Genomic DNA, 21,656 nt, shown 5'->3' on the forward strand with positions numbered 1-21,656 from the left:
CATCTAACTTCTTTTAAACATCGGAGCCGGCTTTCAGTCTACCTGACACTTCAGCAGCATCTGTGCGAAGCCTCCGTCCAAGACGCCGAGAATGACGCGCATTTCCTTGCCAATGCTGCCTCCCAGTTCCGCCTTGGAGCCCATTTCCATGAGCGTAACCCCATAGAATCGGCATTTATCTTGAAACTTTTTGTGCGTATTGGCGGAAGCATCCTCTGCGATAATGACCAGTTTGGCCTCGCCCGAGCGAATGGCCTTCATCACGCCTTCGTCGCCGGTTACCAACTTGCCTGCCCGCATGGCTAAACCCAAATGAGATAAAAATTTATTCTTCATCGTCCGTCATCTCCTCTTTCGAAGAGATAAACTCGTCTTCCACTTTAATGAAATCCTGCTCCAACTGGTCGTAAATTTCAGCGCTCACCGTATGCTTCAGCGCCCGGTCCAGCGCCTTGCTTTTCTTGGCCAGCTTAAAACAGGAAACTTTGCCGCACAGGTAGGCACCGCGCCCGGACTTTTTCCCTTTCAGATCGATAAGAATCTCGCCGTCAGGCGTTTTGACGATGCGGATCAGTTCCCGCTTCGGCATCATCTCCTGGCAGGCCACACATTTTCTCAAAGGGACTTTTCTTTGTTTCATTCCCCGGTCACCCCCTTGATTTCGGCAAACTTAAGCGCAGTCCGGCTTAATCGATGCTGACGGAATCCTGATGCATCTCTTCCGTCGATGTCCTCGGTCTGCCGTATTCTTGTTCCGCTTGCGATTCGCTCTTGATATCGATCTTCCAGCCGGTCAGTTTAGCCGCCAGACGGGCGTTCTGACCTTTGATGCCGATCGCGAGCGACAATTGATAATCCGGCACGATCACGCGGGCCATTTTCTCCGTTTCATGCACTTGCACTTCGAGCACTTTAGAAGGGCTGAGCGCGTTGGCAACGTACTCTTCCACGCTCTCCATCCAGCGCACGATGTCGATTTTCTCGCCTCGCAGCTCGCTGACGATCGTCTGCACGCGCATTCCTTTCGGGCCTACGCAGGAGCCGACGGGATCCACTTCGTCATTGCGGGAGTGCACGGCGATCTTGGAACGGAAACCGGCTTCGCGCGCTACGGAGCGAATTTCAACCACGCCGTCGAAAATTTCCGGAACTTCCAGCTCAAACAGCCGTTTGAGCAAGCCCGGATGCGTTCTCGACAAAATGATTTGCGGACCTTTGGTCGTATTTTCCACTTTCGTAATGTAAGCCTTGATCCGGTCGCCTTGCTTGAATTTGTCGGTCGGCATCAGTTCGGTAAGCGGAAGCACGGCTTCTACCTTGCCCAGGTCCACATAAATGTTGCGTTGATCCTGGCGCTGCAAAATGCCTGTTACGATATCTTCCTCTTTATCGATAAAAGCGTTGTAGATCAAGCCTCTCTCCGCTTCGCGGATACGCTGGGTGACGACCTGCTTTGCCGTCTGGGCGGCAATACGGCCGAAATCGCGCGGCGTAACTTCAATCTCCACGATGTCGTCAAGCTGATAGTTCGGATTGATTTCCCGGGCCGCGTGAAGCGAAATTTCCATTCTTGGGTCCAGCACTTCTTCCGTCACGTTTTTGCGAGCGTAAACTCTAATCAAACCCGTTTGGCGGTTAATGTCTACGCGCACATTCTGCGCGGTGTTGAAATTTCTTTTATAGCTCGAAATCATCGCTGCCTCGATCGCGTCAATCAACAGCTCCTTGGAGATGCCTTTCTCACGTTCAATTTCCGACAGCGCTTCGATAAAATCCATGTTCATTTGAACCGAGTTCCCCCTTTCAATAAATAGCAATCGCTAAAAGACTATGGCCAACCTGGCGCTGGCTACTTTTGCGAGCGGAATCGTGCTCTTCTTTTTGCCAGCTTCAACGACAAGCTGCTCACCGTCGTAAGACAACAGCAACCCTTCGAATTCCTTCGCACCGTCAATCGGCTCATAAGTCGTAATAAATACATGACTGCCTACAGCCTTCTGATAATCTTGAGGCTTTTTCAGCGGACGCTCCGCCCCCGGCGAAGATACTTCCAGGAAATAAGCGTCGGCGATCGGATCCTTCTCGTCGAGCTTGGCGCTTAAATATTCGCTGATACGGCCGCAATCATCTATATCAATGCCGCCTTCTTTGTCTGCATAGACGCGAAGGAACCAGTTGCTGCCTTCTTTGACGTATTCGATATCCACGAGCTCAAATCCATTCTGCTCGATGAAATCTTTCAGCATGTCCTCAACGACGGATTTGATGTGCGCTTGTGTAACCACGTATTGATATACCCTCCTAAATTGAACTTTCGCATTCTGAGCAGCTTCATAAGCCAACCTACCCGCGCCGGCTACACCCAGCGCGAAAAGTCCTATATCAAAATGTAAAGAGTGGGTTTCCCCACTCTTTAATCACAAGATGATATCCTCATTATTGCCAAGAAAAATTATACCATAACCGTTAACGGCTTTACAATAGGAAGATTGGTAATTCATGCTGTTTTGCGGATTAGAATAAGGACAACTGATTCGATTCCGGCAAGCCGCGGAAACAGCCCATGGAAGCGAGCAGTTCGACGATCGTCTTCGAAGCTTTCGAGCGGTTTTGGAAATCTTCCACAGACAGGAAATCGCCTTCCTCTTTGGCGGCGGCGATATTTTTCGCAGCGTTCTCCCCGATTCCCTGCATCGCGGCAAACGGCGGAATCAGCGCAGTGCCGTCAATGAGAAAACGCGTCGCATCGGAACGGTACAGATCGATCGGCTTGAAGCTGAAGCCGCGGGCCGTCATTTCCAGCGCCATCTCGAGGATGGACACCATCGCTTTTTCCTTCGGCAAAGCCTGGAAGCCCTTCTCCTCGATTTCGATCAGCTTCTTCAAGATGGCGTCATAGCCCTGGCACAAAATTTCCAGGTCAAAGTCCGAAGCGCGCACGCTGAAATAAGTCGCGTAGTAAGCAAGCGGGTGATACACCTTGTAGTACGCCGTGCGCACGGCGGAGATGACGTAGGCGGCAGCGTGTGCTTTCGGGAACATGTATTCGATCCGTTCGCACGACTCGATGTACCAGGCCGGCACGTTGCAGCGCTTCATTTCTTCCTTCCACTCGTCCGTCAGCCCTTTGCCTTTCCGCACGCTCTCGGTAATTTTGAACGCAAGTCCGGCATCCATACCGGCTTTGTAGATCAAATAGAGCATGATATCGTCACGGCAGCCGATCACCGTCTTAATGTTGCATATGCCTTTCTTGATCAGCTCCTGCGCATTGCCCAGCCAAACTCCGGTGCCGTGGGACAAACCGGAAATTTGCAGCAAGTCGGCAAACGTGCTCGGCTGCGTCTCCTGCAGCATCTGCCGCACGAACTTCGTTCCCATTTCGGGAACTCCGTACGTGGCGACGGGCGAGCGAATTTGCTCCGGCGTAACGCCGAGAGCTTCCGTCGAGTTGAAGATGCTCATCGCCTTCCGGTCGTTCATGGGCAGCGTAGTCGGATCGATGCCGGTCAAATCCTGCAGCATCCGCATCATCGTCGGATCGTCGTGCCCGAGAATATCGAGCTTCAGCAAGTTCGCGTCGAATGCGTGATAATCGAAGTGCGTCGTCTTCCACTCCGCGCTCGTATCGTCGGCCGGATACTGCACCGGCGTAATGTCGTCGACCTCGATATAGTCGGGGACGACGACGATGCCGCCGGGATGCTGACCCGTGCTCCGCTTCACGCCGGTGCAGCCGGCCGCAAGCCGGTTCAGCTCGGCGCCCCGCCATTTTCGGCCGTGCTCCTCTTCGTACTTCTTCACGAAGCCGAAGGCCGTCTTTTCCGCGACCGTACCGATCGTGCCCGCCCGGAATACGCTTTTCTCGCCGAACAGCACCTTCGTATAGTTATGGGCGACAGGCTGGTATTCGCCCGAAAAGTTCAAATCGATATCGGGGACTTTGTCCCCCTTGAAGCCAAGGAACGTCTCGAACGGAATGTCGTGTCCGTCCCCGCGCATATTCGTGCCGCAGTGCGGGCAAATTTTGTCCGGAAGATCGAAGCCCGACGGCACGCTTCCGTCCAGAAACCATTCGCTCTGCTTGCAGGAATGGCAAACATAGTGCGGCGGCAGCGGGTTTACCTCCGAGATGCCCAGCATCATCGCGACGACGGAGGAGCCTACGGAACCCCGGGAGCCAACGAGGTATCCATCTTCGTTGGACTTTTTCACGAGCCGCTCGGAAATCAAATAGTTCGCCGAGAAGCCGTACTTGATGATCGGCACAAGCTCTTTTTCCAAACGAGCCACTATAACTTCCGGCAGTTCGTCGCCGTAGATGCTTTTGGCCGTGCTGTAGCAGGTGCTGCGGATCTCGTCATCCGCGCCTTCGATAATCGGCGTAAACAGCTTGTCCGGAAACAGCTGGATTTCCTCAAACCGGTCAGCGAGCTCGTTAGTGTTGCGGATCACGACTTCGTGCGCCTTGTCCTCGCCAAGGAATTTGAACTCTTCCAGCATCTCTTTTGTCGTACGGAAATGGGCGTCCGGCTTTTTCATATCTTTAAGCGGGCTAAAACCTGTGATCCCGTGTATAGTGATGTCCCGGAACAATTTTTCCCTTGGATGCAAATAATGGACGTTGCCCGTCGCGATGACCGGCTTGCCCAGCTTACTGGCGATCTGGCACACGCGTCTTACCGCACCCTCCAAATCTTCCTTGCTGCCGACCAGTCCTTTGTCTACCAGATGCATATTGTAACTGACAGGCTGGATTTCCAGCACATCGTAAAACTCGGCCACCTGCTCGGCCTCTTCCACCGATTTATTGAGCACAGCCTCGAAAAACTCGCCTTTTTCGCAGCCCGAGACGACGAGAAGCCCGTCCCGCAGCTCTACGAGCTTGCTTTTGGGAATGCTGGCCACCCTGTGAAAATATTCGGTGTGAGAGAGGGAGACAAGCTTGAACAAATTTTTCTTGCCGACGGCGTTCAGCGCATAAATATTGCAGTGAAACGGCCGCTGAGTCCTTAAATCCTTACCGACATATTCATTCAATCCGGCAAGATTCGTCATGTTGCGTTCACTGGCTTCATTGATCAAATGAAACAGCACGTATCCCAAAGCGATCGAGTCGTCGACCGCACGGTGATGGCTTTCCAGGCTGACTTTGAATTTGTCGGTCAATGTGTTGAGACGGTGATTTTTTAATGTCGGGAACAGCAGGCGTGCAAGCTCCAGCGTGTCCAGAACCGGGTTCGGCAGCTCCGGCAAGCCCATCTGTTTCAAATTGGCCTGAATGAAGCCCATATCGAATCGGGCGTTATGTGCAACAAGAATCGCGTCCTCGACAAACGCTACAAACTCCGGCAGCTTGTCCTTCAGTTCGGGAGCGTCCTTGACCATGTCGTCGTTAATGTTCGTCAACTGCTGAATATTGTAAGGAATTCGCTCATGCGGATTAATAAATGTCGCAAAACGGTCGATTTCTTTGCCGTCCTGCATTTTCACGCCTGCAAGCTCGATAATTTTATTATTCGTCACGGACAAGCCCGTGGTCTCAATATCGAAAATAACATAAGTCCCTTGTTTAAGATCGATGTCCTGCGCATTCATCGCGATCGGGACGGAATCGTTCACGACGTTCGCCTCGATGCCGTAAATCACTTTGATCCCGTGCTTTTTGCCGGCTTTTCCCGCCTCGGGGAAACATTGAATGTTGCTGTGATCGGTAATGGCGATCGCTTTATGCCCCCATTTGGCGGCCATTTTAATGTATTGATCGACCGGCGTCAAGCCGTCCATCGTGCTCATCGCCGTATGTAGATGAAACTCTACGCGCTTTTCGGCTGCGTCGTCCATACGATCCTTGGGTCCCATCACTTCGTTGAGGTCATTCGGAATCATGACCAATTCGGGAATTTGCATGAAGCGGTCGTATTCCACTTTGCCCCGGGCTCTAATCCATGTGCCGTTCGCCAGCAGGCTGAGAATTTTGACATCGTCCTTCGTTTTGGCAAAAACCTTCATGGACATCGAGTCCGTAAAGTCCGTTAAATTAAACGTGAACAGCGTGCTGCCGTTCCTTAATTCCTTGACATCAAGGCCGAAAACGGTCCCCTGCACCGTCACTTTCTTTTCCTCTTCCACAATATCTTTCAGCGGCGTCGGCACTTCCTTGATATCGTAACCGATCATCAGCTTAAGATCCGTATCCGGCAGCGAAGACTCCTCTTCCTGCTCGATGGACATCATGATCTCTTGCGTTACGGTTTTCTCTTCTTCTTCGATCAGTTTGGCAAAACGTTCCTTCTCCGCCTCCGCGTCGCTCGAATCGCTCAGCCCGTACTTCACGGTGAAATCCGTCTGAAAATAGTTCAGGAAAAAGTTTCTCGCGTACATATCGATATTTTTCTTCTTGGCCAGTTCCAAACCGATCTGGTCCAGCATCATTAAAGTGAGGTTATGCCCCTGCACTTCAAACTTCGCCCTGCTCATCCAGCCGTTGACGGTAGCGGCTTCCCGCTGCAGCCATTCGATAAACAAAGACCAGTATTCGGCGACCAAATCGGCCGGGTCGGCTTGTTCGAACCGCCAAATAAAGCGAATTTTGGCGATATGGGCGAATTTTTCCTGAATCGTTTTGCAAAAAGAGCGGTATATGTTCTGAGGCACTAATTCGTTTTTGATCAAATAAAAGGTCCAATCCCGATTCTTGCGGCTAATCTCCACCTGATCGATATACCCTTCCGAAAAAAACGAGCGGATCGTCTCGGCCGGAATCTCCGCTTGCTGCATCAATAGCTCAAAGCGATTCCTTTTGTCAGCCAGATTACTCATGAACATCCTCCCCAAGAAAAATACGAAGGGCAAAGGAGATGGTGCATTCCGTTTGCCCTTTTATAACACCTGCTATTAGTAACTGCGGCCAAATACGACGGTGTGTTCGGCAGCTTCCCCGCATACCAGACAAGTCGATTTCGTCACGGACGGCGAGAACGGAATATTGCGGCTTGTCGCCCCCGTCTCTTCCTTAACCTGCGATTCGCAAGCTTCCGAGCCGCACCAGCCCGCTAGCGCAAAGCCGCGCTTGCCTTCGAGGAACGTCTTGAATTCATCAAGCGTATCGACGGCGACGAAGTGTTCGTCTCTGAACTGCTTCGCTTTATCATACATCTGCTGATGAATCTCAGCAAGCAAATTTTGCACTTCCTGAACAAAATCGGCCTGGGCCACCACTTTTTTCTCGCCGCTGACTCTGGATACGAGAACGACTTGGCCGTTCTCCATGTCGCGGGGACCGAGCTCGACGCGAATCGGCACGCCTCTCATCTCGTATTCGTTGAATTTCCAGCCCGGACTTTGATCCGGACGGTCGTCCACTTTCACGCGAACGCCGGCTTTTTTCAGCTCCGCGTACAGCTCGTCCACCCGCGCTACGACCTGCTCTCTCGTTTTCGGAGGACCGATCGGAATCATCACCACTTGCGTCGGAGCCACCTTTGGAGGAAGCGCCAGTCCGCGGTCGTCGCCGTGAACCATAATCAAAGCGCCGATGAGCCGCGTGCTCACGCCCCACGACGTCGTATGGGCGAATTGGTGCTGATTCTCGCGGTCCAGATACTTGATATCGAAAGCTACGGCAAAATTCGTGCCCAGGTAATGCGATGTTCCGGCTTGTACCGCTTTGCCGTCTTTCATCATCGCTTCGATGGAGTACGTAGCGACCGCCCCGGCGAATTTCTCCGACGGCGTTTTCTGACCGACGATAACCGGTATCGCCAGGAAATTTTCGGCAAAATCGCGGTAAACCTCCAGCATTTGCATCGTTTCGCGGCGGGCATCCTGCTCGTCCTCATGCGCCGTATGGCCTTCCTGCCATAAAAATTCGCTCGTGCGCAGGAACGGCTGCGTTCTTTTTTCCCAACGGACGACGTTCGCCCATTGGTTGATCAGCAGCGGAAGATCGCGATACGAATTGATCCATTCCGAATACATATGGCCGATCATCGTCTCGGAAGTAGGACGAATCGCGAGACGCTCCTCCAGCTTCTCCCCGCCCGCTTCCGTCACCCAAGGAAGTTCGGGATTAAAGCCTTCGACGTGCTCTTTCTCTTTCTGGAAAAAGCTTTCCGGGATGAACAGCGGGAAGTATGCGTTGCGGTGCCCCGTTTCTTTGAAGCGGGCATCCAGCTCGCGCTGAATGTTCTCCCAGATTTCGTAGCCGTCCGGCTTGAAAACGATGCATCCGCGCACAGGCGAGTAGCTCATCAGGTCGGCTTTTTTTATTACATCTATGTACCAGCGGGAGAAATCTTCTCCCTGTGGGGTAATTTCTTTAACAAACTGCTTATCGTTCGACATGTTCTCCTCCTCAGAACTTCCATACGGAAATCTTCCCTCGCGCTACCCTTTAATCAATCTTAAAATGTCGTTGTACGTCACGGCTACCATCAGCAGCATGAGCAGCGCGAAGCCGATGAAGTGCACCATGCTCTCGCGGTTCGGATCGATCGGCTTGCCGCGCAGCGCCTCAAGCCCCATGAAGAGCAAACGGCTTCCATCCAGCGCCGGAATAGGCAGGAGGTTGAATATGCCCAAGTACAAGCTCAGCGTCGCCGCCCAAGAGATCAAGTAGCTCATGCCCATCTTGGCGAATTCGGCGGAAACCTGCGCCGTCCGGAGGGGACCTCCCAAGTCGTCGAGCTTGAACTGGAGCATGACCAGCTTTTGCAGCCCGGTCATGATCCCGATCGTCGTGCCGACCACCTGATCATAGGTTCCCTTGATGACTTCGGTGAAAGTAGCGCTGCGCCGGTCTCCCGAGATCACAACTCCGAGCTTGCCTGCTCCGGACTCCATTTCCGGTGTAACTTGCAGCGTCAATGGACTGCCGGCGCGGTTCACAACCCAAGTCATCGGTTTGCCTGCGGACTGCTGGATAGCCGTCACCAGCTTCTCCCGGTCGTCGCCGATAGGTTGATTATCGATCGAGATAATGATATCTCCGTTTTTGAGCCCCGCTTTATCTCCCGCCTTGCCGGCCACAACCGAATCCAACTTCACATTCGTGAAGACGCCCATCATAATGACCAGGATCAAAAACAGGACAATTGCCAGCACAAAGTTCATCACAGGCCCCATTACGATGGCCAGAGCCCTTTGCCCTACCGTCTTGCTGCCGAACTGGCGGTCATAAGGAGCGATCTGCGTTTCCGTTCCTTTGGTCACGAGCAGCGCTTTCGGGTCGATCGGATACGTGACCGATTCCCCGTCAACGTCCAGCGTAACGCTCAGGCTGCGTTCCAGATCGATTTTGTCGACGACGCCGACGATCACGTTGGAGCGCCGATCCAGTTGATCGAGGTACAACGCGGAGACCTGGTTTTGCTTGTTCAAGTTGACGGCGATCGTCTGCCCGGCATTGATCTGGACAATTTCCGGATCTTCCCCGGCCATCCGTACGAACCCTCCGATCGGAAGCATGCGCAGCGTATACCTGGTTTCTCCTTTTTTATATGAAAAAAGCTTTGGCCCGAAACCGATCGCGAACTCCCTGACCAAAATGCCGGCGCGCTTGGCAAAATAAAAATGGCCCCATTCATGTATCGTCACGAGAACGAAAAACAATAAAATTACTTTTAATCCAACTTCAATGGCTGACAAGTCGTACCTTCCTCCTTAGAGCCTTTGTGCAAAAAGGCTTTCAACGTAAGCATGTGCCTAGCTTCGCAAATGGGCATTATTTTCAGAATAGCATGTTCTTAGATTACCATTATTGAACGACTGAATACAAGCTATCCCTACTTGCACAGTATACGGCAAAAGAGGACGGTTTAGACTCCGGCGTTATTCCAAAAAAGAGCCGAGCCAACGGATTGACCTGAGCTCCCCCGGCTAAAAATGAATCGACGACGCATGAGCCCTTGCCCAGGCATCCTGTTCCTGAATCGTTTCCAGCGACGGCGCGGAGACCGGCTCGTGCTTTCCGACGGTTTCCTCGATCACCCGCTCGATTTGCAAGAACGTGATTTCCCCTTGCAGAAAACGAGCTACCGCCATTTCATTGGCGGCATTGAATACCGTAGTCGACGTGCCGCCCTGCCGGCCGCACTCGTAAGCCATCCGTAGACAAGGAAAACGGTCGAAATCCATTTCGCTAAAATGCAATTTGCCGACGGCCGCCAGATCCAGCTTTTGAGTCGGGGTCGGCAGCCGATGCGGGTACGTAAGCGCATACTGGATCGGTACGCGCATATCCGGGTTGCCAAGCTGGGCGATCAAGCTGTTGTCGGCGAACTCCACGTAAGAATGGATGACGCTTTCGGGATGAATCAGCACGCCGATTTGGTCGTAGGATAATCCGAACAACCAGTGAGCTTCAATGACTTCCAGCCCTTTGTTCACCATTGTCGCGGAGTCGATCGTAATTTTGGCGCCCATGGACCAGTTCGGATGCTGCAGCGCTTGTTCGACCGTAACTCCTTCGAGTTCTTTGCGTGTACGGTCGCGGAACGAGCCCCCGGAGGCGGTCAGCGTGATCTTCGCGACGTCGCTGCGGTTTTCGCCGTTCAGGCATTGAAAAATAGCCGAATGCTCGCTGTCTATCGGCAGCATGTCCACACCGCTGCGCTTGACCGCTTCGGTCACGATATGCCCCGCGCTGACCAGCGTTTCTTTGTTCGCCAGCCCGATATGTTTGCCCGCGGCGATGGCCGCCAGCGTCGGTCTGAGCCCCTGGCTGCCTACCAGCGCGGTAACCACCATCTCGGCTTCCGTCGCCGCGGCGGCTTCCATCAAGCCTTCTTCGCCGTAGACGACTTTCGTTCCGGCCGGAACATGCAGCGCAACTTCATCGGCCAGATGTTTGGCGGCAACGGACACAAGTTTCGGACGAAACTGCCGGGCTTGTTCGATAATAAGCTTGCTGTTATATCCGCCGGATAAGGCCTCAACCGAAAAACGATCCGGCGCGTGCGCAATAACGTCAAGCGTTTGCGTGCCAACCGATCCGGTCGATCCAAGGATCGCAATGCGTTTTGTCATCAATACACCTCGTAAACGGCTAGGATTGCGGGAGCAACCCTAACAATTGAATGAAAGGAAAAACAATTAGCCAGCTGTCGGTCCGATCGAGCACTCCGCCATGACCCGGCAGCAGGGTGCCCGTGTCCTTAATGCCTTTGACCCGTTTGTAAGCGGACTGGATCAAATCGCCGATTTGACCGACTACCGCTATGACAAGGCCCAAATAAATCGCTCTCCCGTAGGAAAGCAGCGATGGAGCGTACCATGCGAACACGAGCGCGGCGATAACTGCAATGACGATGCCGCCAATGGAGCCTTCGATTGATTTTTTCGGACTGATTTGCGGCCATAGCGGATGTTTCCCGATTACGGATCCTACGAAATAGGCCCCGGAATCCGATGCCCAAATGCATACGAACACAAGCACCGCCCAAAACAAGCCATTCTCAGGCATCCGCGCCGAAATCATATAATGAAAACCGAGGCCGATATAAACCGCGCCTAATAAAATGACCGATATTTGATCGATCGTAATTGTATTCTTGGAAGCTACCGTGATGAACAGGAGGACAAACATGGCAAGCCATATGACAGCCGTAAAATTGACGGGAAGCTCCACATGCAGCATTTCCCAAGGAACGGCCAGCAGCAGCATAGCGGCCAAACCAATCAAGGAGGATAGCTTATATTTGCCGTAACCGTTCATTTGGATGTACTCCCGATAGCCGATTATCGAAAGAAGGACAATCAATCCGGCATACCAATAGCCGCCAAGCACTAACAAGGTAATGAATACGAGTCCGGCAATAACTCCTGTGATGATTCGTTGCTTCAAAGTGACTCCTCCTCAGAGTTTTGCGGGCAGGATGAACCGCCTGTGCAAGCATTCGCTGAGTGTTACGGCAGCTGCCAGCATTAAATACCGCCGTATCTTCTTCCGCGGCGTTGGTATTCGGCTACCGCCTGCAAAAACAACGATTCCGTGAATTCCGGCCAGTAAGCATCCGTGAACCAAAGCTCGGAGTAGGCCAGCTGCCACAACAGGAAATTGCTCAGCCTCAGTTCCCCGCTCGTTCGAATCAAAAGATCGGGGTCCGGCAAGTCGGAAGTTAACATATAATTGGAAAAACGGGCTTCATCCAGTTCATCCGGGTTTAATTTCCCGCTCTGCACGTCGCGGATAATATCCTTCACGCCGGCGATCATTTCCTTGCGCCCGCCGTAATTCAGAGCAAAGTTAAGGATAAGTCCGGAGTTGTCTTTCGTGCGGTCAATCGCATCTTCGATCGCTTTGAGCGTGTAGTCCGGCAAACCTTCTTTCCAACCGGTCATGCGGATGCGGACATTTTTTTCGATGAGCTCCTCAATCTCCATTGGAAAAAACTCCTGGGGCAGTTTCATCAGAAACTCGACCTCTTCCTTCGGTCTTTTCCAATTCTCCGTTGAAAAAGCGTACATCGTCAGCACCTTCACGCCGATATCGTTAGCCGCCATCGTGATTTTCTTGACATTTTTCATGCCTGAATGATGTCCCGCTACACGAGGCAATCCCCGCTTTTTTGCCCATCGCCCGTTGCCGTCCATAATGATGGCAACGTGCGCAGGCACATTATCCAAATCAATGTCAGGAAATTCTGCCGAGGTCGCATCTCTTGAAGCACTTCCTAGCCATTTCTTTATCGGTTTGAGCATCGTTGTTCCCCCACCTATGGAAAGATGAAAAACCCCCAGCGAATACCCGGGGGGCTGGCTCTATGTTACACTTCCATAATTTCTTTTTCTTTGGCCGCCAATACTTTCTCAACTTCGGCAACGAATTTATCGGTAAATTTCTGAATATCTTCCTGATGCTTGCGGGATTCGTCTTCAGAAATGCCTGCTTTCTCCAGCTTCTTGATTTCATCGTTGGCATCGCGGCGAATGTTGCGGATGGCAACCTTCGCTTCTTCGCCGTATTTCTTCGTCATTTTCACAAGCTCGGCGCGGCGTTCTTCCGTCAAAGCCGGAATAACGATCCGGATCACACTGCCGTCGTTCGATGGCGTCAGGCCGAGATCGGATTTCATAATCGCTTTCTCAATCGCGCCCATCGAGCTCTTGTCCCACGGCTGAATCAGAAGGGAACGGGAGTCCGGCGTCGTCAGATTGGCAAGCTGATTGACAGGTGTCATGGCACCGTAATATTCGACTTGAATGCGGTCCAATAACGCAGGAGTCGCGCGGCCAGCGCGCAGCGAAGTCAGATCTCTTTTCAAAGCTCCGATCGCTTTTTCCATACGGTCTTCTGCGTTCTTTTTAATAGATTGTGGCATAGGTTAGACACTCCCTTTAACTGTAGTCCCGATTTTTTCGCCAAGGACAACGCGTTTGATATTCCCTTGTTCCGTGATCGAGAACACCACTAATGGGATGTTATTATCCATACAAAGGGAGGAAGCGGTGGAGTCCATGACGCCCAAATTGTTGCTGATAACTTCCATATAGGTCAGCGTTTCAAACTTTTTGGCAGACGCATCCTTGAACGGATCTGCAGAGTAAACACCGTCGACTTTGTTCTTCGCCATCAAAATAACTTCAGCCTCGATTTCGGCGGCTCTGAGTGCCGCCGTCGTATCTGTGGAGAAGTAAGGATTGCCCGTACCCGCCGCGAATATAACGACTCTCCCCTTTTCCAGATGGCGCATCGCTCTTCTTCGGATATACGGCTCAGCGACCTGCTGCATCGTGATCGAAGATTGCACGCGCGTAGGAACGCCGATCGTTTCCAGCGCATCCTGCAGCGCGAGCGAATTCATAACGGTCGCAAGCATGCCCATATAATCGGCCGTCGCCCGGTCAATGCCCTTGGCGCTGCCGGCGATGCCTCTCCAAATGTTGCCGCCGCCAACGACGATAGCAACTTCTACCTTTAAATCGACAACTTCCTTCACCTGTTCTGCGATGGAGGTAATGACTTCAGAATCAATGCCGTACCCCTGTTGTCCAGCTAAAGCTTCCCCGCTTAATTTTAGTACGACCCTCTTATAATAAGGTTGCTCCAACTTGTATAACCTCCGTTTCAATAGGTGAGCAGGATACCCGAAATTCACTAAAAAAGAAGGAACACCAAGTGTTCCATTCTTTTAGGGAATTGCGTATTAGAGTTTTACTTGGGACATAACTTCTTCGGCAAAGTTTTCTTGCTTTTTCTCAAGCCCTTCACCCAGCGCGAAGCGAGCGAAACGACGGATCGTGATGTTTTCGCCGATGGTTGCGATTTTTTCATTCAGCAGTTGTTCGATCGTTTTGTCCGGATCTTTAACGAATGGCTGTTCCATCAAGCAGAACTCTTCGTAGTATTTGCCGATGCGGCCTTCAACCATTTTATCAACGATTTTTTCCGGTTTGCCTTCGTTCAAAGCCTGGTTGCGAAGAATTTCTTTTTCTTTTTCCAGCGCTTCGGCAGGAACTTCTTCGCGGCGCACGTAAGTAGGGCTTGCTGCAGCAATGTGCATTGCGATGTCTTTGCAGAATGCTTTGAATTGATCGGTTTTACCTACGAAGTCGGTTTCACAGTTGATTTCCACGAGTACGCCAACTTTACCGCCGGCATGAATATAGGACTCGACAGCGCCTTCGGTTGCAATGCGTCCCGCTTTGTTTGCAGCGGCAGAAAGACCTTTCTCGCGAAGAATTTCGCCAGCTTTCGTCAGATCGCCATTTGCCTCTTCAAGCGCTTTTTTGCAGTCCAGCATGCCTGCACCAGTTTTTTCGCGTAATTCTTTTACCATTCCAGCTGTAATAGCCATTGAAAGGTACCTCCCGATTGTAATTATGTAGATATTCTTTAAAAAAAGGGTGATGACAGGCTGTTACACCTTCCAACCACCCTTTTTTCTCATTCCTATTAATTAAGCTGTCGTTTGCTCGCCTTGGTGAGCTTCGATAACAGCATCCGCAATTTTGGCAGTCAGCAATTTCACAGCGCGAATCGCATCGTCGTTACCAGGAATAACGTAGTCGATTTCGTCCGGATCGCAGTTCGTATCAACGATACCAACGATTGGGATACCCAATTTGCGAGCTTCCGCAACTGCGATGCGCTCTTTGCGAGGGTCGATAACGAACAAAGCGCTAGGAAGACCTCTCATGTTTTTGATTCCGCCCAGGAACTTCTCAAGGCGATCTTTCTCTTTGCGGAGAATGATAACTTCTTTCTTAGGAAGCACGTCGAATGTGCCGTCTTCTTCCCATCTTTCGAGCTCTTTCAAGCGATCGATACGTTTTTGAATCGTTTGGAAGTTTGTCAGCGTACCGCCCAACCAACGTTGGTTGATGTAGTACATGCCGCAGCGTTCCGCTTCTTCAGCAACGGAATCTTGAGCTTGTTTTTTCGTACCTACGAAAAGAATCGTTCCGTTCTCTTCGGAAACGGATTTCACAAAGTTGTAAGCTTCCTCAACTTTTTTAACCGTTTTTTGCAGGTCGATAATGTAAATGCCGTTTCTTTCGGTGAAGATGTATTTGTCCATCTTTGGGTTCCAACGGCGTGTTTGGTGACCGAAGTGTACCCCAGCTTCTAAAAGCTGTTTCATGGAGATAACTGCCATCTCCAATCCCTCCTCTGATTTGGTTTTTGTGGTATCCTCCGCATGTCGCATCTTCGGGCAAAACTTACGAAAGTAAGCACCATTGCGCGAATTGACGTGCGTGCGTTTTTAACACCGAGAATAAATATACCATATCTCATATAAGCTTTGCAACCTTTTATCCTGTCCCATGCATTCCCTATAGAAAGGGCCGGCGGGAGACGACGGCAAACGCAAAAACAGACCTCACAAAGACCTTGTTCAGCCTGTTTGCTGTTTGCTGATTAAGTTTTTGACGATTTGCTCCATCGTGAGGACGCCCTGAAATTCGTGAAAGCCGATTTGAATTTTGTATGCCCCGCCCTGCTTGTCCAGCTCTGCGGCAAACGCCTTTTGATCGGTAATAACGCCCGATTGCATAAGCAGCTCGCTGACGGCCGTCGCATCCAGATGCGGCTGCACATAAAGAACGGTGCGGCTGGGCGCCGGAGGACTCGTCTGCTCAGCGGGTTTGTCGGACGGAATGGCGGCGGCAAGCTTGTCCGTCTCTTCCTTGGCTTTCTTTTGCACGCCGGCGTCGAATTCATCCTGCGTGTACACCTTCACGTTTTTCTCATACACTTGATAAAACTTCGCGGCTTGTTCCTTCAGCTTCTGGGGCTCCATCTCCTCGATCGGAGTACCGGCGGGGGCCGCAGCCGGCCTCTGGGCTGCCAGCATAACCTGCAGCAGCAGCGCTCCGACAATGATGCCTGTCCCTATCCCGTATACGTAAGAGCGGTTTCTAAACACGAGTCCGTTCCTCCTGTCTGGAGAGCTGCAGTATCAGGTTGACCTCTCCTTTATTCATGCCCAGCTTCCTGGCTATAGCTTCGACGCCTTTGCCTTGATCGTACAAAGCGAACAGCTCCGCATATCTGCTTTTCATGCTGAGACCTGTGTATGCGGGCGTCTCCGCAGCCGCTTCGGCAGCCGTCTCCGCCGGCGCGGGACCCGCTTCAGGCGTTTGCTGCGCCGGGATCGGCGCTGTTCGCTCAACGTGCCGAACGAGTTCATCGGAAGCGCTGCCTGCTTCTTCGGCAGCCTGGAACGCGCTCATCGCTTTCAAATTCAGCTGCTGGTTTACATGCGCTTTGTTAAGCTCGTGCGACAGCTCGTTTCGCTGCTTTTCCAACGATTCCAGCCTGCCGGACAACTTGGCCAACTCGACCTCGTAATCCTGCTTCGTCTTGGAAAACAGATTGAGAATAGCCTGGTTCTGCTCGTCCATTTCGGACGCGAAGTGTTCAATCGTCTCTTCGATCTCCTGAACGACGTTGGCCTTGGAAGCGGACGTTTCTTTTTTCGGTAAAAATCGTGCATATACAATGAGGAACAAACCTAAAAGCACGACGTACATCCAAGGATGCAAAGTCAAAAGGCATCACCTTTTTCAATATACTTTTTCGAAATATTTTCGATATATAATAAGGAAAGCTTCTTCACAGCGTCAAGTCGATATGATGACCTTTGTACGGATGCTCGTGCGAGGAAGCGGACTGGGAGACACCTTTCTCCGGCTCCTGCTTCTCCTTCGCGCTTCCGCCTTCCTCCCGCTGCTGCCGGTGGCCCTGGTCCCTGATCTCCGCTCCTGCGCTCTCCTCAACCTTCGCGCTTCGCTGCCTGTCTCTCTCCGTCGTTTGCGAAGCTTGGTTTTCCAACACAGCCTCATCTTGCCGCGGCTTCTGCATAAGTTGATTTTGCCGTATGCCCGCTTCATCGTTCTTATGAACCGCAAACTGCATATCTATCGCTTTCAGACTCATACGCGGCATCTCCTTCTCGGCTTGTTATACGTAAGCGATCATCGCGATATCGCCGCCGCTCAAGCGGAAAGTCACGCGGCTCGTAGGGTCCTTAATGAATTTTGTGTACCGGCCGATGACGATTTTCACTCCGCCGTAAATGGTCGAAAGGATTTCGATTTTCGCCTGCTCGGAGTCTTCCAACGACTTCTCGATGTCCAAAATCCGCTCTTTAATGCCGTTCTGCTCTTCCAAAGCTTGTCTTTTCGTATGGTTCAGCTTGACCCGCATCGCCACCTTATCCGGTCCGAGCTGTCCGGCAGCAGCCAGTTGGTCCAGCAAAGTCAGCGCTTTTTCGGTTTTATCCATATTTTCCATATGAACCTTCAATTGGCTGCGCAGCTGAAGCATTTCATTTCTGAGCTCGGGCAGCACGCCGACTTCAATAACCGTTGTGGTCGACATGGAATTGCCGACGGTTCTGGCCGTAACCCGTTCCCCGGCTTGTATCGTGCCTCCGACGATCAACCCTTTGGCCCCGTTGCAATTGACGGCTTTCGCCGCCCTGATCGTCGAATGCATAATGCTCTGAGCTACGTGCAGTTCCTCACCGACTTCCACGGTCGCATCCTGGATGAACGCGCTTTTGACGTCTTTCCCCGCTTTGACGAAAGCTTTGCTCTGCCCTACGATTCCGGCGTTGATTTCAATGGAACCGTCGGCTTCAAGCTCAGCGGCTTCGACGCCTCCTGTAACGCGGATGTCGCCGGACGCGCGGATTTTAAAACCGGGCAGCACATTGCCGCGAATGACGACGGTTCCGATAAAATCGATGTTGCCGATGTTGTAATCGACATCCCCGTTAACTTCATAGACAGGGAAAACATTGACTTTGTCGCGGTCGGTTTTGACGACCATGCCGTCAATAGCGGCATAAAGGGCTAACTGTTCGGCATCTGCAATCACGTTTTTGCCGATTTTGAACCGCGCTTCTTTTCCCGCTTTGGTGAAAAGCGTTTCGCCTGTCACGGCTCTGCCCGGAGTTCCTTCTGTCGCGGCAAATCGCTGGCCGATCAATTGCCCCTTTTTCACATTGTTCAGCGAAATCACTTCTTTATAGTCTACCTTGCCGTCTTCCAGCTCCAGCGGTTTTTTTTCCGATTTATCGAGGTTGTAAATATATTTAATATAGCCGTTCTGACCTTCGATCGCTTTGGTCCCTTTGGCAATAACAACCTTTTGAAACAAAAAAGGGTTGGGATTAGCGGCAATCTGTACAAGCTGTACGTGATCCAGTCCGTGTACGATATGATGGGCGTTCAACAGTTCTTCCAATTGATTCACACTGACTGTAAAGCCGTCTTCCACATTGCTAATTTCCATAAATGCCGATAGTTTATCATCGGAGACGGAGATCGTGATATAGAAGTCTAAAGGCATGTTCCTCTCACCCATTGACCTTACCACCTTTCGTTCTCTCTCATTAAATTATGTATCTTGAAAAAGCTGCGACTTAAAGCGGCCAAGCGCGCCTTTCAGACGAAGAATCGCCTTGGAGTGCAGCTGGGAAATCCTTGATGGAGACAGGCTCATCACTTCCGCGATTTCGCTAAGGGACAACTCTTCATAATAAAATAAAGAAACTACAGTTCTTTCTTTTTCCGTCAAACGTTCAATCGCTCGCGCCAAAGATTCTTTGAGAAAAAATTCGTTTACTTTTGATTCGGGATTTTTCGCCTTCTCATCGATCAGCAGCGATAGACGGGTTTCGGCGTCTTCCTCGCGGATCGGGTCATCGATCGAACATATCGACGTAATCGAAATATCTTGAAGCATCTGCTGAAACTCCCCCACAGAAACCTGGAGGTAGCTGCTGATCTCCGAATCCGTTACAGAGCGAAGATATTGCTGTTCCAGCTTTTGGTAAGCGTCCTCCACTTTTTTGGCTTTTTCCCTTACGGAACGGGGCACCCAATCCCCTTGTCTGAGCCCGTCGATAATAGCCCCCCGGATGCGCCACGACGCATAGGTCTCGAATTGCAGACCTCGCGAGTAATCGAACTTCTCCACGGCATCGATAAGACCCATGACTCCGTAACTCGACAGATCTTCTTTGTAAACATTTTTCGGAAGCCCTATGGCAAGACGTCCTGAAACATAATCAACCAAAGGTAGGTAGTTCTCGATGAGCGCTTGCTTCGCAGGTACCCATCCTTGCTCTTTCCACTGCTGCCAGAGCTCGATATTAGCCAGCTGAGGTTGCTTTTGTACGATCATGGATTACGTTTCACCATCCTTAATCTTCTGACATTCGCCTTAATGCACCAGCCAGTTGTTCAGGGTCCAAATTAGTTTTGGTAGCGAGTTTGGGCGGATTCAGCGGTGCGAACTGCAGCTCGTTCGGATCCGCCGGCCTGCCGGCCGCCTCGTCTTCTGGAGTTGACAAATCGAGATTGTTGCCAATGTGCGATTCCGACGACGCTGCATCTTCATGCGGGAAAACGGTTTTGGATTGTTCAAACTGGACCAACAGGCCAAGCACCCATCTGAATCCGAAAGTCAGGACAAACAGGATTACAAAACTGTACAAGCTTTTTAAACAAGTTGTCAGCAGCAAATTATTAGCAATAGACAATGCAAAAGTTACAACGGCCGCTGCGGCAGCGACGATCAGATTGATTCGAATTGTTCCTACCATGGCTTAAATTTCCTTTACTCCTTGTTGGACACTGCGGATCAGCAAAATGCCGGACTCGCAATTGAACTCAATCGTGCGTCCGAAATTTGCACCCGTGTCCTCAGCTTTAATAGGAATTGCGAACTTCTTCAACATTTCTTTGCAAGATTCTACATTTCTCGGCCCAATTCTCATCGTGTCGTTATTGCCCGCAAACGCGAACATTTGAGCGCCCCCGGCCAGCTTCGCTTCAAGCCGGCTAATGCTTGCGCCGAGCTTCTCCATTCTGGCAATGAGTTCCGGAATGGCGGTGTCCGCATATTTAGCGATGTTGACGGAGCCTTCGCGGGCGATTTCCGATGATGGAAGCATGACGTGAGCCATACCTGCGACCTTGACGCGGTTGTCGAACAGGGTAACGCCCACGCAAGACCCAAGCCCTGTCGTCTTCAATACGCCCGTCAAGTGCGCGACGTTCAGGTCAGCCATTCCTACTTTGATCAAATTGTCTTGAGTCATGGAGAGTCTACCCCTAAAGCTACGAATATTTTCCCAAACGATTCCGGATCAGGGATTAGGAAAAAATGTCCCTGTACTTCATTTTCCCCTTCCAAAAATTTAGTATCGATTAATAAAGCCTGATCCCCCATTTCGCCAAACTGCAACAAGCCGTAACTCAGTATAGCTCCAGCCATATCGATAGCGAGCGAAGGTACGGTCGGCTGCATGTTCAGATGCGTGAAATCCGCCAGCGAAGACAAGTAAGAGCCGGCCAAAATGTTTCCTATTTCGTTCAAAGCGGAAAGTTCCAATTCGGAATATTCGTCCTCATTTTGAATTTCGAGTCCCACCAGGTCTCTCAAAATATTTTTAGCTGATTCCAAATGGAGGATGAAGAACATATTTCCCGGCGCATCGCCTTCGACACGCAAAAAGATGGCCAAAACGACAGTCTCCGCTCCACCGACGCTTTCGCAAATTTCCTCAAAGGGCAGCATTCTCACCTTTGGCACCAACATATCGATCGGCTTGTCCAGAAGAGTGGAAAGCGCGGTAGCGGCATGCCCCGCGCCAATGTTCCCCACTTCTTTAAGCACGTCCATTTGAAAATCGGCTAAATCCTTAAACACATCCACTTGTTATTCCTCAACTCTTTCCAATTGTTGGATTTCGTGGCGATCCAGCACCTGCTCCAAATTAAGCAAAACGAGCAGCCTTTGCTCACCGACGCGCGCGATGCCGTCCAAATATTTGGCTTTGATGCCGCCGACGATTTCAGGCGGGTTATCGATGTTGTCCGTATCGATATCGATAACATCGTTCGCGGAATCGACAATCAGCCCGACTTCAAACTCGCCCTGGGATACGATAATAATCCGCGTCGCATCCGAATAATCCTGCGTTTCAAGTCCGAACCTGGATCTAAGATCGATAATCGGAATAACGACGCCGCGCAAATTGATGACGCCTTTAATAAACTCCGGCGCTTTGGGAACGCGGGTCATGGGCTGCATTCTTTCAATCGTACGTACCTTCTCTACTTCAACGCCATACTCTTCCGTGCCAAGAGCAAATACGATAACTTTCTTTTCTTCTCCCATTGTGAAACCCTCCTTA

23 protein-coding genes are annotated in these 21,656 nt (G+C 51.3%); all 23 read right to left on the reverse strand.

Features of this window, described 5'->3' with window-relative positions; translation table 11 throughout:
* Positions 1 to 33 precede the first annotated feature (33 nt).
* The 23 genes from AC3G2T_RS27490 to AC3G2T_RS27600 all read right to left on the reverse strand — a co-directional run bounded on the left by AC3G2T_RS27490 (position 34) and on the right by AC3G2T_RS27600 (position 21,640).
* Positions 34 to 336: a L7Ae/L30e/S12e/Gadd45 family ribosomal protein gene (locus AC3G2T_RS27490; RefSeq protein WP_474683186.1), complete on the reverse strand. Its 303-nt coding sequence runs from the start codon at positions 334 to 336 to the stop codon at positions 34 to 36.
* Complete coding sequence (rnpM, locus tag AC3G2T_RS27495) at positions 326 to 640, reverse strand: RNase P modulator RnpM (RefSeq protein WP_474683187.1); 315 nt, start codon at positions 638 to 640, stop codon at positions 326 to 328. Before rnpM ends, AC3G2T_RS27490 begins: the two co-directional genes overlap by 11 nt.
* Before the next feature lie 46 nt (positions 641 to 686).
* Complete coding sequence (gene nusA / locus AC3G2T_RS27500; RefSeq protein WP_474683188.1) at positions 687 to 1,784, reverse strand: transcription termination factor NusA; 1,098 nt, start codon at positions 1,782 to 1,784, stop codon at positions 687 to 689.
* 36 nt (positions 1,785 to 1,820) lie between these two features.
* Positions 1,821 to 2,285: a ribosome maturation factor RimP gene (gene rimP / locus AC3G2T_RS27505; RefSeq protein ID WP_474683189.1), complete on the reverse strand. Its 465-nt coding sequence runs from the start codon at positions 2,283 to 2,285 to the stop codon at positions 1,821 to 1,823.
* Positions 2,286 to 2,514: 229 nt separating this feature from the next.
* Positions 2,515 to 6,822, reverse strand: a complete 4,308-nt coding sequence (locus tag AC3G2T_RS27510; protein ID WP_474683190.1) for a PolC-type DNA polymerase III — start codon at positions 6,820 to 6,822, stop codon at positions 2,515 to 2,517.
* 75 nt (positions 6,823 to 6,897) lie between these two features.
* Entirely contained in the window at positions 6,898 to 8,346 is a 1,449-nt protein-coding gene (gene proS, locus AC3G2T_RS27515; protein ID WP_474683191.1) for a proline--tRNA ligase, read from the reverse strand.
* Positions 8,347 to 8,388: 42 nt separating this feature from the next.
* Positions 8,389 to 9,648 (reverse strand): RIP metalloprotease RseP, encoded by a 1,260-nt coding sequence (gene rseP, locus AC3G2T_RS27520; protein ID WP_474683192.1) that lies wholly within the window; start codon positions 9,646 to 9,648, stop codon positions 8,389 to 8,391.
* A 231-nt stretch (positions 9,649 to 9,879) separates the two neighbouring features.
* Positions 9,880 to 11,028, reverse strand: coding sequence for a 1-deoxy-D-xylulose-5-phosphate reductoisomerase (locus tag AC3G2T_RS27525; protein WP_474683193.1), 1,149 nt, complete (start codon positions 11,026 to 11,028; stop codon positions 9,880 to 9,882).
* A gap of 19 nt (positions 11,029 to 11,047) precedes the next feature.
* The gene (locus AC3G2T_RS27530; RefSeq protein ID WP_474683194.1) at positions 11,048 to 11,845 is read right to left on the reverse strand and encodes a phosphatidate cytidylyltransferase; all 798 of its coding nucleotides are present in this window, start codon (positions 11,843 to 11,845) and stop codon (positions 11,048 to 11,050) included.
* Between the two features lie 80 nt (positions 11,846 to 11,925).
* Positions 11,926 to 12,702, reverse strand: a complete 777-nt coding sequence (gene uppS / locus AC3G2T_RS27535; RefSeq protein ID WP_474683195.1) for an undecaprenyl pyrophosphate synthase — start codon at positions 12,700 to 12,702, stop codon at positions 11,926 to 11,928.
* A gap of 65 nt (positions 12,703 to 12,767) precedes the next feature.
* Positions 12,768 to 13,322: a ribosome recycling factor gene (gene frr, locus AC3G2T_RS27540; RefSeq protein ID WP_474683196.1), complete on the reverse strand. Its 555-nt coding sequence runs from the start codon at positions 13,320 to 13,322 to the stop codon at positions 12,768 to 12,770.
* A 3-nt stretch (positions 13,323 to 13,325) separates the two neighbouring features.
* Complete coding sequence (gene pyrH, locus AC3G2T_RS27545; protein WP_474683197.1) at positions 13,326 to 14,051, reverse strand: UMP kinase; 726 nt, start codon at positions 14,049 to 14,051, stop codon at positions 13,326 to 13,328.
* A 96-nt stretch (positions 14,052 to 14,147) separates the two neighbouring features.
* Complete coding sequence (tsf, locus tag AC3G2T_RS27550; protein ID WP_474683198.1) at positions 14,148 to 14,798, reverse strand: translation elongation factor Ts; 651 nt, start codon at positions 14,796 to 14,798, stop codon at positions 14,148 to 14,150.
* 102 nt (positions 14,799 to 14,900) lie between these two features.
* Positions 14,901 to 15,599, reverse strand: coding sequence for a 30S ribosomal protein S2 (gene rpsB, locus AC3G2T_RS27555; RefSeq protein WP_474683199.1), 699 nt, complete (start codon positions 15,597 to 15,599; stop codon positions 14,901 to 14,903).
* 240 nt (positions 15,600 to 15,839) lie between these two features.
* On the reverse strand, positions 15,840 to 16,370 hold the full coding sequence (locus tag AC3G2T_RS27560) for a hypothetical protein (protein WP_474683200.1): 531 nt from the start codon (positions 16,368 to 16,370) through the stop codon (positions 15,840 to 15,842).
* Entirely contained in the window at positions 16,363 to 16,995 is a 633-nt protein-coding gene (locus tag AC3G2T_RS27565) for a DUF6115 domain-containing protein (RefSeq protein WP_474683201.1), read from the reverse strand. The genes AC3G2T_RS27560 and AC3G2T_RS27565 overlap by 8 nt, the downstream gene beginning before the upstream one ends.
* Positions 16,996 to 17,059: 64 nt before the next feature.
* Complete coding sequence (locus tag AC3G2T_RS27570) at positions 17,060 to 17,383, reverse strand: hypothetical protein (protein ID WP_474683202.1); 324 nt, start codon at positions 17,381 to 17,383, stop codon at positions 17,060 to 17,062.
* Between the two features lie 24 nt (positions 17,384 to 17,407).
* Positions 17,408 to 18,817 carry a flagellar assembly protein A gene (locus tag AC3G2T_RS27575; RefSeq protein WP_488437567.1) on the reverse strand — a complete coding sequence of 470 codons (1,410 nt, stop codon included), beginning with the start codon at positions 18,815 to 18,817 and terminating at the stop codon, positions 17,408 to 17,410.
* Between the two features lie 33 nt (positions 18,818 to 18,850).
* Positions 18,851 to 19,639, reverse strand: coding sequence for a FliA/WhiG family RNA polymerase sigma factor (locus AC3G2T_RS27580; protein ID WP_474683204.1), 789 nt, complete (start codon positions 19,637 to 19,639; stop codon positions 18,851 to 18,853).
* Between the two features lie 19 nt (positions 19,640 to 19,658).
* Positions 19,659 to 20,060, reverse strand: a complete 402-nt coding sequence (locus tag AC3G2T_RS27585; RefSeq protein ID WP_474683205.1) for a hypothetical protein — start codon at positions 20,058 to 20,060, stop codon at positions 19,659 to 19,661.
* 3 nt (positions 20,061 to 20,063) lie between these two features.
* A complete protein-coding gene (locus AC3G2T_RS27590; RefSeq protein ID WP_474683206.1) occupies positions 20,064 to 20,558 on the reverse strand; it encodes a chemotaxis protein CheD in 495 nt (164 codons plus the stop codon).
* Complete coding sequence (locus tag AC3G2T_RS27595) at positions 20,555 to 21,142, reverse strand: chemotaxis protein CheC (protein ID WP_474683265.1); 588 nt, start codon at positions 21,140 to 21,142, stop codon at positions 20,555 to 20,557. Before AC3G2T_RS27595 ends, AC3G2T_RS27590 begins: the two co-directional genes overlap by 4 nt.
* A 36-nt stretch (positions 21,143 to 21,178) precedes the next feature.
* Positions 21,179 to 21,640 carry a chemotaxis protein CheW gene (locus AC3G2T_RS27600; protein WP_474683207.1) on the reverse strand — a complete coding sequence of 154 codons (462 nt, stop codon included), beginning with the start codon at positions 21,638 to 21,640 and terminating at the stop codon, positions 21,179 to 21,181.
* Between the last annotated feature and the right edge of the window lie 16 nt (positions 21,641 to 21,656).

Source organism: Paenibacillus sp. sgz302191 (genome assembly GCF_057749925.1).

Bases quoted from the DNA above. Each gene is read 5' to 3' on its own strand.
- frr (WP_474683196.1), bottom strand. From the start codon at position 13,322: ATGCCACAATCTATTAAAAAGAACGCAGAAGACCGTATGGAAAAAGCG.
- AC3G2T_RS27510 (WP_474683190.1), bottom strand. From the start codon at position 6,822: ATGAGTAATCTGGCTGACAAAAGGAATCGCTTTGAGCTATTGATGCAG.
- AC3G2T_RS27570 (WP_474683202.1), bottom strand. From the start codon at position 17,383: ATGAGTCTGAAAGCGATAGATATGCAGTTTGCGGTTCATAAGAACGAT.
- AC3G2T_RS27580 (WP_474683204.1), bottom strand. From the start codon at position 19,639: ATGATCGTACAAAAGCAACCTCAGCTGGCTAATATCGAGCTCTGGCAG.
- nusA (WP_474683188.1), bottom strand. From the start codon at position 1,784: ATGAACATGGATTTTATCGAAGCGCTGTCGGAAATTGAACGTGAGAAA.
- tsf (WP_474683198.1), bottom strand. From the start codon at position 14,798: ATGGCTATTACAGCTGGAATGGTAAAAGAATTACGCGAAAAAACTGGT.
- AC3G2T_RS27575 (WP_488437567.1), bottom strand. From the start codon at position 18,817: ATGGGTGAGAGGAACATGCCTTTAGACTTCTATATCACGATCTCCGTC.
- rpsB (WP_474683199.1), bottom strand. From the start codon at position 15,599: ATGGCAGTTATCTCCATGAAACAGCTTTTAGAAGCTGGGGTACACTTC.
- AC3G2T_RS27600 (WP_474683207.1), bottom strand. From the start codon at position 21,640: ATGGGAGAAGAAAAGAAAGTTATCGTATTTGCTCTTGGCACGGAAGAG.
- uppS (WP_474683195.1), bottom strand. From the start codon at position 12,702: ATGCTCAAACCGATAAAGAAATGGCTAGGAAGTGCTTCAAGAGATGCG.
- AC3G2T_RS27595 (WP_474683265.1), bottom strand. From the start codon at position 21,142: ATGGACGTGCTTAAAGAAGTGGGGAACATTGGCGCGGGGCATGCCGCT.
- proS (WP_474683191.1), bottom strand. From the start codon at position 8,346: ATGTCGAACGATAAGCAGTTTGTTAAAGAAATTACCCCACAGGGAGAA.
- AC3G2T_RS27585 (WP_474683205.1), bottom strand. From the start codon at position 20,060: ATGGTAGGAACAATTCGAATCAATCTGATCGTCGCTGCCGCAGCGGCC.
- AC3G2T_RS27490 (WP_474683186.1), bottom strand. From the start codon at position 336: ATGAAGAATAAATTTTTATCTCATTTGGGTTTAGCCATGCGGGCAGGC.
- AC3G2T_RS27525 (WP_474683193.1), bottom strand. From the start codon at position 11,028: ATGACAAAACGCATTGCGATCCTTGGATCGACCGGATCGGTTGGCACG.
- AC3G2T_RS27590 (WP_474683206.1), bottom strand. From the start codon at position 20,558: ATGACTCAAGACAATTTGATCAAAGTAGGAATGGCTGACCTGAACGTC.
- rnpM (WP_474683187.1), bottom strand. From the start codon at position 640: ATGAAACAAAGAAAAGTCCCTTTGAGAAAATGTGTGGCCTGCCAGGAG.